The sequence below is a fragment of the Enterococcus silesiacus genome (assembly GCF_001886225.1).
Lineage (GTDB): Bacteria > Bacillota > Bacilli > Lactobacillales > Enterococcaceae > Enterococcus_L > Enterococcus_L silesiacus.
In genome coordinates this window covers 1-12,328 of the sequence record NZ_JXLC01000043.1, presented here as the reverse complement: position 1 = coordinate 12,328, position 12,328 = coordinate 1, and the positions used below count along the sequence as shown (strand labels likewise).

At 33.0% G+C, this 12,328-nt stretch carries 10 protein-coding genes; 4 read left to right on the top strand and 6 right to left on the bottom strand.

What is annotated here, in order from left to right; translation table 11 throughout:
- Positions 1–307, bottom strand: a 307-nt coding sequence (locus RV15_RS18085) for a helix-turn-helix domain-containing protein (RefSeq protein WP_071879385.1), incomplete at its 3' end; no start/stop codon positions are given.
- Between the two features lie 184 nt (positions 308–491).
- On the opposite strand from RV15_RS18085, the gene RV15_RS18080 reads away from it, so the two are divergent.
- The 4 genes from RV15_RS18080 to lepA all read left to right on the top strand — a co-directional run bounded on the left by RV15_RS18080 (position 492) and on the right by lepA (position 7,419).
- Entirely contained in the window at positions 492–3,332 is a 2,841-nt protein-coding gene (locus RV15_RS18080) for a LysM peptidoglycan-binding domain-containing protein (RefSeq protein WP_071879384.1), read from the top strand.
- A 71-nt stretch (positions 3,333–3,403) separates the two neighbouring features.
- A complete protein-coding gene (locus RV15_RS18075) occupies positions 3,404–4,501 on the top strand; it encodes a hypothetical protein (RefSeq protein WP_071879383.1) in 1,098 nt (365 codons plus the stop codon).
- A 442-nt stretch (positions 4,502–4,943) separates the two neighbouring features.
- Positions 4,944–5,606, top strand: a complete 663-nt coding sequence (locus RV15_RS18070) for a TetR/AcrR family transcriptional regulator (RefSeq protein WP_071879382.1) — start codon at positions 4,944–4,946, stop codon at positions 5,604–5,606.
- A gap of 10 nt (positions 5,607–5,616) precedes the next feature.
- A complete protein-coding gene (gene lepA, locus RV15_RS18065) occupies positions 5,617–7,419 on the top strand; it encodes a translation elongation factor 4 (protein WP_071879381.1) in 1,803 nt (600 codons plus the stop codon).
- 16 nt (positions 7,420–7,435) lie between these two features.
- Here lepA and RV15_RS18910 read toward each other — a convergent pair whose 3' ends face one another.
- The 5 genes from RV15_RS18910 to RV15_RS19020 form a co-directional block, all read right to left on the bottom strand.
- Positions 7,436–7,585, bottom strand: a complete 150-nt coding sequence (locus tag RV15_RS18910; RefSeq protein WP_217265841.1) for a hypothetical protein — start codon at positions 7,583–7,585, stop codon at positions 7,436–7,438.
- 179 nt (positions 7,586–7,764) lie between these two features.
- Complete coding sequence (locus RV15_RS18060) at positions 7,765–8,700, bottom strand: hypothetical protein (protein ID WP_071879380.1); 936 nt, start codon at positions 8,698–8,700, stop codon at positions 7,765–7,767.
- Positions 8,701–9,217: 517 nt separating this feature from the next.
- A complete protein-coding gene (locus tag RV15_RS18055) occupies positions 9,218–11,710 on the bottom strand; it encodes a toll/interleukin-1 receptor domain-containing protein (protein WP_071879379.1) in 2,493 nt (830 codons plus the stop codon).
- 89 nt (positions 11,711–11,799) lie between these two features.
- Complete coding sequence (locus tag RV15_RS19025) at positions 11,800–12,042, bottom strand: antirestriction protein ArdA (RefSeq protein ID WP_245791443.1); 243 nt, start codon at positions 12,040–12,042, stop codon at positions 11,800–11,802.
- Between the two features lie 65 nt (positions 12,043–12,107).
- A partial coding sequence (locus RV15_RS19020) for an antirestriction protein ArdA (RefSeq protein WP_425429323.1) occupies positions 12,108–12,328 on the bottom strand: 221 nt, incomplete at both ends.

The window sequence follows — 12,328 nt, the reverse complement described above, 5'->3', positions numbered from 1 at the left end:
TATCTAAAATGCTATCAATGACATCTAAAATATCATCTTGCTGAGAAGATAAAGATAACTTATTCATGATTCTTGTTTTCTTATCTGCTGTTTCTATATTGAAAGAGAAGAAAGTAGGATAATCAATTTCCAATGCTGAAATTATCTTATCAAGAGTTTTCAATTGTAGATTGCTACTAACTCCTCGTTCCACTCGACCTAAGAAATTTGAATTGATATCTGCCTTTTGCGCTAGCATTTCTTGACTCATGCCTTTACTGATGCGAATTTCTCTAATTCTTTTTGACACTTCACTATCAAGCTGCATCTTATTCACCTCTAAAGTTAATTTTGTCTTCCTAATAATTAAGGTTAAACTGTTTCTGCTCAAAATATCACATCTCAAAAGTACGATTAAACATCATTTACAGTTCTTAAAAGTACGTTAACGTGATATAATAGTACTTGTTCAGAAAAAATACAGTAAATATTAAAAGGAGAGTGAGTATTTTATGAAAAATACGAAGAACAAGAACATGGTTAATGCAACTGAACAAAAATACCGCGCTAAGATGGTAAAAGGAAAGAAAGGCTGGCTGATTAAGGGAATGCTATTTTCTACCTTATTATTTGGTGGAGCATTCTTAGTAGAGTCAGAAACTGTACAAGCTGCTGAGTGGCAAGTTAATTCAGTGGAAACAATCAAAGCTACACTAAAAGAAAATCAATCATCCTATACATTTGTTGAAGGAGATACCTTCTATAATATTGCGCTCGCTGTGAACGTAAAATGGGAAACCCTAATGACCGCTAATGGATTTGAGTTAGGCTCTCAATACTCTGTACCTGTTGGAACAACGATTTCTTTTGATGGCTCCAAAATGACTGTGACTAATGCAGTAGGAGAAGTTATTAGCGAAACACAACTTAACAACGATGATAAAATTGATACAACACAGCCATTTGCTGGACAAGCTACAACAAATCAACCTGCTAAAACCAATACAGGTACTAACAACAAACCCAATGCTTCTCTTCCAATAACTAAACCTTCAACGCCATCAAAAAATCCTACAGCAGATAAAGAACAGGCTGAATCTCAACTGGAAGAAGTTGAAAAGGATAAGGAACAGGTTGAAAAAGAGAAAGAGGAAGTTGAAAAAGAACTGGCAGCTCTTAATGAAAGCAATAACGGTACTTTATTAGATTTACAAGCGAAACGTGATGACTTGCAACGAAAAGTGGAAGAGGCACAAACAGCCTATGATCTTCAATTAGCTACTGTAACAAATACAGAAGCTAAAGTAGCTGAGGCTACAACAGCTCAAGGTGTTGCTCAAACAGCCCTAGAAATTGCACAAACGACACTTGCAACTGCTCAAGCAAATGCAGATGCTGCTCAGAATCGTGTAAATGATGTACAAGCACAAATGGATGCTTTAACAGAACAAGCAACCACTGCAAATGATGCAGCAGCTCAAGCAAAACTAGCTGCGTTGCAATTAGAAATGGATGCTGCACAAGCGAATTTAACAGCCTATCAAAATGAATTAAATATAGCCACTGATAACTTGGCAACTGCTCAAACTAACTACGATACAGCAACAACACAATTAACAACTGTAGAAGCTGAACTTGCCACAGCACGAGCGAATGTAGAAGCTGCTCAAGCAGCTTTAGTAACAGCTGAAACAGAACTAAATAGCTTGCCTGAAACGGTGACAGCTTCAACAGTAGCAGAAGCAAAAAAACTTCAAAAACAATTAGCTGATTTTGAAGCATGTCTCAAAGAATTAGATACACAAATTACGACATTAAAAGATAAAATTGAACAGCTGGATCAGCAAATTGCACAACTAGATCAACAAGCCGACCAAAGCAAAAAAGATTTTGAAGAGATTAAAGACTCCGCCAATAATGTTGTAGAAAATTTACCAGATGAAACACCAGTAACCAATGCAAACGATACAGCGAATAACACAGAGAAGGAATTGCCAGAAATAAATAACGGTGGTACAACAACGCCATCTAATGAAGATAAATACGTGACGGTGAACGTTGATGAAGCTGGAAACAGACTAACTGACTTAACAGGCTATGTAAAAGTATCAGAAGCAGAAGCGGTTAAAACAGTTGAAACCTTACCAAATGGGAATACAATAACCACTTATACAACAACCGTTACTTACCATAAAACAATCAACACAGATAAATCCGTAACCTATCATATTGATGAGATAGGAAATCCAATTGATGAAGCAGATTTGGCTAATTATGTTGAACTAAGTCGTGATAATAGCGTGACAGTTGAAACCTTGCCTAATGGTGACACTGTAACGACTCAAATTACAACAATTGTTTATCGTAAAACGAACAATATAGATAAGCATGTGACGATTACGATTGATGAAGCTGGCAACGTTATTACTGATTTAACTGGCTACACAAAGATTTCCGAATCAGAAGCCGTTAAGACAGTAGAGACGTTACCTAATGGTGATACAGTGACAACCTATACAACGACGATCACTTATCACAAAAATGTAAATACTGATAAACATGTAACCATCAATGTAGACGAATCTGGAAAAGTTCTCACTGACTTAACAGATTATGAAAAAGTATCAGAATCAACACCAGTAAAATCAGTTGAAACGCTACCTAACGGAGATACTGTAACAACTTACACTACTACTGTTACGTATAAGAAAAAAGCTACTACAACCGATCCGATTATTGATAATATTTTATCTTCTACTGATAAAAAAATTACTGATATAAAAAATCAAGTAAGTAAAGATGATACAGCCGTTTCACTTGAACAAGCTCGTGAATTAACGGATGCTGAATTGACATCTAAGGTAGCAGAAGAATTCGCTAAAATGGTTCAAGCAGAACAAGCGAATTACAACTACAATCAAACAAACCTAACTACTGATGATAAAGTCGGTGATCGTACTTCTTCTCGTGCAGTCGAGGTAATGTACAATTTCGATCATGCTAGACCAGAAAACGATCTGGAGGATGGCACATACAAATTATCTTATAACACAGGCGATACACAGATGGCGAACACAACAGAAAATATTTCTCAATCTACAATTTCAGCATCTAAAGTGAATGGCGATTCAAGCGAGTTAGCCAAGCTAATTGCACAAGCAATGTTCCAACAATACATTGAAGAAGAACGTGCTGCATATCTAGCAGGAAATACATCGGCTGCTATGCACTATTCTAATATTGCTGCAAAAGGATATACTGACATGTCAGTTGGTGTATTTGTAGTGAAACAGGGCAATAACTATGTTGTTACAACCACAGTTATCACAGGTAATCACTCAACAGCAAGATAATACTCGTTTCTAGGTGGCAGTTATTTGTCACCTAGTATTTTATGCTTAATCTTATATAAGGTGGTTTCAATATGAAAAAATGTACCTCACTAGTTACGATACTTATTTGTATCTTTCTATTAAGCGCTTGTTCAACAAAAAATACGGTAAAAGAAAATAATGAACAATCTACAACAACAAAGAAAGATAATGCAGAAGAAAGAAAATTATTAACTGTTGAAAATTCAATTATTGATAATAAAGAGCTCCAAATTTGGTATGAAGTAGATTCAGATGATCTTGATAACGCAAAAGATGCTAGTGTCTTTCATTTATATTTAATCAAAAATAATGAAATTGCTTCATTAATATTAGATTATCCTATAGACTATGACCACACCAACCCAGAACATGAAAATGCACAAGAAAAGAAGCCTCTTACACTAGGTGAAATATCGAAGTTAGAAAAAACAGACACCATCATGAAAGAAGTAGAACAGCGATATAAAAATAACAGTGATAAAGGCTATGGTAAAAATGAAGCATTTAATTTCTATCCTCTTACCTATAAAACTGAAACAGATGGTACAGGAAATAATGTAGAGGAAATTATCTTATCCTATATAAACAAGGAACAGAAAGAGGATCAATTAACGTTTTATAAGCCTACTAGCGGGCAAGTTGTTTATGATAATATTTTCGTTGGATACTGGAATCACGTTTCTTCAAAAGAATCTGGCAATGAATATACTCGCCAAGCCTTGAAATTAGAAACAAATAAACATGCTTTATTTGTCTGGGATGAACCTGATTTTGGACAACTGGAAACTAAGAATTCAAAAGAACCTACGAACAAACAAAAAACAGCTCCATTACCTGACTTAAAACCAGTTACAATCGCTGCATTAGTCGCTCAAAAAATTTGGCCTACCGCAACAATCATGCCAGTAATTGGCTATACAAATAATGGTGATGATTATGTTGTCAATCAAGGAGAGTCTCCATATTCGATACAGTTTCAAGTAAAAGACGATCAAATCTTAATTTTACCTGAATCAAAAGAATCGCCTAATACTGAATACTCACTTGTTGAACTAGTGAATGAATTTTACTCTGATTCTTCGTCTAAAGAAATGACTAATTTATTAACACAACAAATGGCACAGACGAATTACGAAAGTAGTCAGTAATCAACTTGTATATTATTACAAAAGAGGTCGATACAAAACGTCTATTCGGTTTCAAAGAATGGCACAAAACTGTTTTTTTAGTTTGGTTCTAGCCTCTTTTGTATCTATACTATTGTAACTCTACATAAAAATTATCATCACCTTTTAACATAAGCCTCTTCATAATACTCATCAGCTGGCACACCATCTAAAAATACCGAACCTTCTTCTAGCCAAATAAAACATACAGAGCATAACCAAAACCATGAGCATCATTGCACAGAGAAATATTTTATATTGACGAATAAATTTAAGTGCGTTATTATAAAAATGACCATCAGTCATTTTTGGACACGATAACCAATCATCTCAATATAAATAATAGAAAAATACTACATTCTAGTTTTCCGACTTATTCATAATTAATTTCAAGACCACTACACATACTGAAAAGGGGTTTACTATGGCAAATATTAAGACACGTAAAGAAAAAGCAGAGAAGTCAAAAAAAATTGCTGAAGCTGCATTACATCTATTTGAAATAAAATCATTTAGCGATATCTCGATGGCTGAAATTGCAAAAAAAGCAGGGGTAGCAAAAGGAACGCTCTTTAACTACTTTGAAACAAAAGAAAGCATCTTTATGGAGTTGCTTTTGATAGGTTATCAAGAATATTTTTCTACATTGATTCAACTGTTTGCTGATAAAAAAATCTTAACAATTGGTGAATTTAAGAAAGTGTTGTTAGATGAAACAAGATTTTTAGTTCAAGAACAGATTGTTCTAGTTCGACTTAATGCTTTGAGAGGACCAGTTTTGGAAGGCCGTGCCAATATCAATCAAACATTGGCTGGAAGAAAAAAGTTGAATGACATAGTTATCCAATTAGGACAAACAATTGCTAGTAAGCTTGAGAATATTACTCCTCAAGATGCTAGTCACTTATTTATTATTCAAAGTGCCATCATTAGTGGACTTTTGAATATGGCAAATTTAGAGGAATTCAATCATCAATCGTTAAAGCAAGAATTCAACGCTTTTCAATTTAATTTGGAAGAAGAAGCAGTCAAAGCCTTTGAATTCTATTTGCATGGATTTTTAGTACAAATCAAACTGACAGAATAGAGGAATTACTATGAAACAAGAACAGATAAGAAATTTTTCCATTATTGCACATATTGATCACGGAAAATCTACTTTAGCTGATCGAATCATGGAACTAACTGGGACAACCAACGATCGTGAAGCTAAAAATCAATTGCTGGATGATCTAGCAGTTGAGCAATCTCATGGTATCACTGTCAAATCAAAAACAGTTCAAAATTTATATAAAGCAGATAATGGCAATACCTATCAATATAATCTAATTGATACGCCTGGACATGTTGATTTTTCTTATGAAGTGTCGAAAAGTTTAGCTGCTAGCGAAGGAGCACTTTTGCTCGTTGATGCTACCCAAGGTATTCAGGCTCAAACAGTGGCTAATTATCGTTTGGCAAAACAAAATCACCTGACCATTATTCCTGTCATCAATAAAATTGACAGTACTATTGCAGATGTGCCGAAGGTTGAGCAGCAAATCAGAAACCTAGATAAAGAATTTACAGACATGACTATTTTAAAAATATCGGCTAAAAATGGTTTAGGTATTCATGACGTTTTAGAAGCGATTTATCAACGAATTCCTGCACCTTGTGGAGAAAAACAACAGCCCTTAAAAGCTCTGATCTTCGATTCATTGTTCGATCCATTTAAAGGAATCATTGCCTACGTACGGATTTATGATGGAATCATCACGAAACATACTACCTTAATGTTAATGGCTAATGAACAGCACTTCTCGGCTAATGAATTAGGGGTTTTCACACCAAGTATGGTACCAGTTAATGAGCTGTATCCAGGTGAAGTTGGATTTATTATGACTGGCTTGAAAGAGCCACATTTAGTTCGAATTGGGGATACTTTGACAAATTATTCAGTGCCAACAAATCAACCAATCCAAGGCTATGAACCAGTGCAATCAATGGTTTTTGCTGGCTTTTATCCTAAAAATAACGATTATAATAAATTGAAATTAGCTATCGAAAAATTAGCATTGAATGATTCCTCGTTTCAGTTTAATTTGGAGACCTCGACTGCTCTAGGACCTGGTTTCCGCTGTGGTTTCTTAGGAATATTACACCTGCAAATTATTCGTGAACGCTTAGAAAAAGAATATGGATTAGAAGTGTTGACAACTTCCCCGAATGTAACCTATCAGGTTCATGTAAAAGGCCAACAGCAGCAAGATGTTCTGGTTGTGAATAATCCAGTTAACTTCCCTTACTTTTCACTTATTGAGGACGTAGAAGAACCATATGTTCAAGCTGAGATTACAACGCCCAATGACAGTCTGGGTGCGATTATGAAATTAGCAGAGAAACATAAGGGCATTTTTCAGACAATGAAAAATGAAGCGGACTTAGTAACCTTAATCTATAATATGCCTTTATCAGAGATTGCTTACGACTTCTTTAGTCATTTAAAATCGGCTTCTCATGGATATGCGACAATGAATACAGTGTTTATCGGATACCAACTCGCTGATGTTGTAAAAGTTGAAATTCATATCAACTATGCAAAGGTTGATGCATTATCCTTTGTACTTCATAGAGAAGATGCACAAATAATGACACAAGCACTCGTCCATAAGTTAAAGGTCACCGTCCCTAAAAAACTTTATCCAATGCCAGTACAAGCGATTATTGAAGGGAAAGTAATCGCACGAATTGATATTCCACCACTACGGAAAAATGCAGCAGTGAATGGCGAACAACGTAGCATCTCCAAAAAACAAGCTTTACTTAGACGACAAAGTGCAAACAAACGACTAGAGGCACATAGTGACGTGACACTAACGCAAGAGGTTTTTAATAGTATTTTAGAGTTAGATGTCTAATCATCAGTCCTTAACTCTACAGCAAACAAATTGCAACTAAAATCATATTAGTTTGACCAATGATAATAAAATCGCTGATCGCACATCTTCGCATACAATCAAGACAATAACTATATATAAGTAACTCCTCACCAGCAAGACAATAACCGTTTCTAGGTGCAGTCATTTGTCAACTAGCTTCATCATTTTATCAGGATAAGTAGGCTTATTAAATAGAGCTTATTAACGGGAAAATGCATATAGAAATAAATGCTTGTAATAATATATTCGTAGCTACATCTGTACTCACCTTTATTTACATTCCGTAAGGACAGCCAACTAAAGCTGTCCTTTTTTATAGTTAATTCACATCAAAAGATCATCATCCCCAAGTTTCGACTCATTCTCGCACTCATTATTTTCTCTCCAATATTTTTCGCTAGTATTAGGAAATTCTCCTAACTCGACACCACCATATAACAACTCTTCATCTTCACCATGAAAATCTTCATAATACTCACCAACCGCACCCCCCTCCAAAAAGGCTGAACCTTCTTCTCCCCAAAACTTTTCTTTTGCAAGCGCTATAATATGTTTGCGGTGCTCTTCTTTTAGAAAAACTATCGGATTATTAATCATGTACTCAAGCTTACGATTATAACGTCGATCACGCTCACTATCATTAACGTCTTCAAGAATTGAGTGGTAGGCATCTAGATCAAATAATTTCAAAAACAAATCTTTTTCTATTTGCGATGATTTCAGAAAGTCATACTTATCATCAGTGTCAAAAACATTAAATTGTTTTTCTACTCTTTCTTCATTAATTGATTTAGCTATCTCTACAATTGGAATTTTGGTAAATTCAGGAACTTCATTTCTTTTGTTCTTAACCAGTTCCATAAAAGTTGTTCTATCTACCCTTTCTTCTGGCTCCAAATAAGAATTTAAATATCTGTATAATTCTTTATTTTCCTTAGAAGTATTTTTGGGAACAGTCACAACATTTCTTCTTTTTGGTACGAATGTTGTCTTATCAAACCAATTATTCTCAATCCTTTTCATATTGTACTGAATAACTTTTTCTACATCGGATAAATAATATTTTGACCCTTTAGTCTGACCAACTTTTTTAACTTTTTCTTCTTCTTTCTTAAATTCATTGTATAACCTCACATATTTACGCCATGTTGTTTCACCTATTACATGATCATCAAAGCTAGAGTAGCCTACCACTTCATCAACCATATCTAAAATTTCTTGAAGATTAAGAAGTTTATTTCTTAAATCTGATTTAGCCATACTGTCCACTCCTTCATTTCTCATTATATCAAATTTCAACAAAATTGAAAGTGTATCGAATTATTTATCGTTACTCAAAACGTTGTTACAAAGCCTTTTTATATAGATTTATCGAAAAACAGATGCTATTATAAGTCTTGTAATTCGATACGCGTATACAAATTACAAAAACAACTTGATCTTTGAAAACTGAATGCATTCATAATCAATAGATCAAAAAATAACGGCTTGTGCTAGCTAAGAAAAATAGCATCGATGAGAGAATTTGATCTCTCATCGCAAAGGAGTACTAATGGCACTAAAAGCACTGAATAAAATAAAAAGACCCGTTCAGATTGAACTGGAATAAAGAGCCAACATAATAAGGATGGGGAATGCCGATAAATCAACGTTTTTCAACTTTTAAAATGCTTGATTTTCATTGAAAATGATATGGTTCCCTACCATTTTCCCTACCAAAAACCCCTGTCAAGTTCTTTTCAGACAGGGGGTTTTGGTTGATTTTATTAACTATATCTTAAATTTCCACTTTCATAATTCCTTGTACTTTATTCCTAAGGGCCTTCTTTGCTCTTTCATTTAAATTAATTTTATTAATTAAGGAGTTGGCGTTCCCTTGATTTCCTTTTAAAGCTTCAATAAAAATTTTGCATTTCACAAAATCTGTATAATAACTACTATTCTTAGAATTGAATTTATTCATACTTTTTAATACAGATTCTAGTCCCCTTAAATTACCAGTCTTCTCAAAGAAATCAATTTTGAACAACAATACGTATATGCTATCTGGAAAAAGATTATCAGCTTTTTCAACAAAAACTTCAGCACCTTCTATATTATCATTCATGTAAAGTTCATACTGAGCAGACATAATTAAATACATATTTTTTGCCTTGTCAGAAGGGATTATTTCTATGTCTTTTAATAATTTTTCCATTATAGGTTTTTTTTCGTCTACGGAAAACCTGCTACTTCTTTCATAAGATAAAACTTGGTAGTACGCATGTATATGATATTCATTACTTCTATTATTCTCGTAATTTTCTTTCGCCATATCAAACGCTTTTTCATAATTTTCTGTTTTGTTGTAAAGTAAAACAAGTTCTCTTTTAGCTTGGGCATAGTTTGGATATTCATCTAAAGAAGATAACAATCTATCTATTGCCTTTTCGTAATTTCCTATGTGCCTATAATAAAATCCGTACAGAAAATTATGTTGCGCCCCATTAATGTGTCTAATTTCTTCATTAAATCTATTCAATTTCTGTCTGGCTAAAGCACTACACAAGTAAAATCTAATTTCACTTAATATATATGGATCTAAAAAAGTAGATGCTTCTAGAACTTTATCAGCAAGTTGAATAACATCTTTATCATTAGATTTACTATCATAAAGATCTTTCATCGTCTTCAAATAAAAAGAAGGGATAAGCATCTCATCAGAAATTTCGCTTGATAATTTCAATTTTTGTTGGAAAATAAAAGTTCTATCTGCATAATCAAAATAGGTATCTTTTGTTTCCATACTAGACTTAACAAATGTTGAAACATTTTGTTCAAACTCTTTGTTTAGTTTTAAATGTTGTCTTGAAAAATAATTTTTTATAGCAGTGTTCATAATTAAATATTCTGATCTAGAGCCAATAAAGGAACATATTCCTCCAGCAAGAAATTTTTCTATATATTTTAAATATTTTTTTTCTTTATTCAGCAAGTTATTTAAAGTTTCAATACTTATAAAATCAAATAAAGATATTAATTTTAGAATTTGTAAAGCTACTTCATCATCATTGTATTCTGAAAGAAGTATAATAACCTTATCATCCCCAAAATTAGTAATAATGTCAGTATTTTCTTTTAAATAATGAATACCTTCCGCTTTTGCTACCTCTGCTGAAAAAAATACTTCTTCTGGTAATCCAGTTAAATAATTGGATATGCTTTCTAAATCTTCGTTATTTATGTTTAATCCAATTAATTTTGAATACCTCATCAGTAAACGACTTCTATCTTTTTTACTTAATTCGTCGATTTGAAGACTAAATATATTAGGCAATGAATAAAGTAGTTTATACATAGGTTTATATTTGGATGCAATGCACAACACAACATCATTAAATTCTCCAGACTTAGCAATCTTTTTAGATAACTCCACAAACCAAGGAGTTAACTCTCTATAATGAGATACAATTGCGCCTTCGTCTTCAATTAAAATAATATCTTTTGAATTATTTACATCCAATAAGATTTGATAGGCAATATCAATTTTTTCTTCAATGGTTTTTGTCATTAAATTTTCTGTATTAATATTAGAATAACCTAGGTCTTCTATTGAAAGTATTAAGTTCTCTATACTTTGATGTCCATCCAAAACCAATATAGGCATTGAATAACTTTCTTTTATGACATCTATTTTTATTAATCCCCTCTTTAAAAAACTCCTCCTACCAATTGAATTAATTCCTGATGCGATTAATATGTTAGGTCTAGCGGAATTAAAGTTATCCATTCTATCTTCAAATTCCTCCATTTTATCATTTCTTCCTACGTATAAATTATTTTTTTCTTTTATTCTTGGATTAATCATCCAAGAAATTTCAACAGCTCGTGAAATAATTTGCCGAGCCGCTTTCTTAGGACTTGTAATCATTCTAATATTATATTGCTTTAACCATTCTGGAATTCTATTATCTTCATGATTGATATTAGGATCAATTATAATTGGAAAAATACGTTCTTCATCCGGATTACTTAGTTCTAGAAACTCAGACTGCATAATTTCTTTTTGTACCCATTCTGATTCTAATGCCTTATTGGATAATAACAAAACAAATAAATCTGTTTTTTCAATCCATTCTGATATCTCTAAATTAATCTTTGCTCCTTCTTCAAAAGTATGTGCATCAAAAACTATTTTATCTTTTCCTAAACTGTTGTTCAAAGCTTTAACTAAATGTTCTGCGTAGAAAGCTTTATCACTGCTACTATGTGAGATAAAAATACGCTTCATAAATCATCCTCCTAAATTATATTATTTATCTTGAAATATTATCTGTATAATCATTGAATACATTTATTATCATTCTTTTAAATTCTATTTTAGAACATTAAGTCAGATAAAGAAACAAAAAACTTTTTATCATTATTCAAACTCAACGAAATATCAACAAACTCCCCACTAGTCCCTAAATCATAATCCCTCCCAATAGCCTCATAATCAATATAATTCGCCAAATGCTCAGGAATATCATAATATCCCAAATCTACCAAAGCATATCCAAACTTCTCATGGTCGCTCACTCCTGTTTCATCTAATTCAATAATAGTTATCTCAGCTCCCATATTTTCTGCAATCACCCAAACCACTTCATCTGGATAACTCATATAAGCTTCTAAACTATCATATNTTCATACGAATAACCAAATTCATCCACAAACTCATTTCCCACACAAATCGTTTGATACGCTTGCGCCAAGTCTTCCTCATCAAATGGAAAGTGCAAATATACACCTAATAAAAATCCTTCATTATACGCTTTAAAATTAGTTAAATATATCCAATGATCGCTATCTCCGCCCACTCTTTTTCCGTCTTGCTCCATCATCATTTCTTCCGTTACTTTTACTA

Bases quoted from the DNA above. Each gene is read 5' to 3' on its own strand.
- RV15_RS18080 (WP_071879384.1), top strand. From the start codon at position 492: ATGAAAAATACGAAGAACAAGAACATGGTTAATGCAACTGAACAAAAA.
- RV15_RS18075 (WP_071879383.1), top strand. From the start codon at position 3,404: ATGAAAAAATGTACCTCACTAGTTACGATACTTATTTGTATCTTTCTA.
- RV15_RS18070 (WP_071879382.1), top strand. From the start codon at position 4,944: ATGGCAAATATTAAGACACGTAAAGAAAAAGCAGAGAAGTCAAAAAAA.
- lepA (WP_071879381.1), top strand. From the start codon at position 5,617: ATGAAACAAGAACAGATAAGAAATTTTTCCATTATTGCACATATTGAT.
- RV15_RS18910 (WP_217265841.1), bottom strand. From the start codon at position 7,585: ATGACTGCACCTAGAAACGGTTATTGTCTTGCTGGTGAGGAGTTACTT.
- RV15_RS18060 (WP_071879380.1), bottom strand. From the start codon at position 8,700: ATGGCTAAATCAGATTTAAGAAATAAACTTCTTAATCTTCAAGAAATT.
- RV15_RS18055 (WP_071879379.1), bottom strand. From the start codon at position 11,710: ATGAAGCGTATTTTTATCTCACATAGTAGCAGTGATAAAGCTTTCTAC.
- RV15_RS19025 (WP_245791443.1), bottom strand. From the start codon at position 12,042: ATGGGAGCTGAGATAACTATTATTGAATTAGATGAAACAGGAGTGAGC.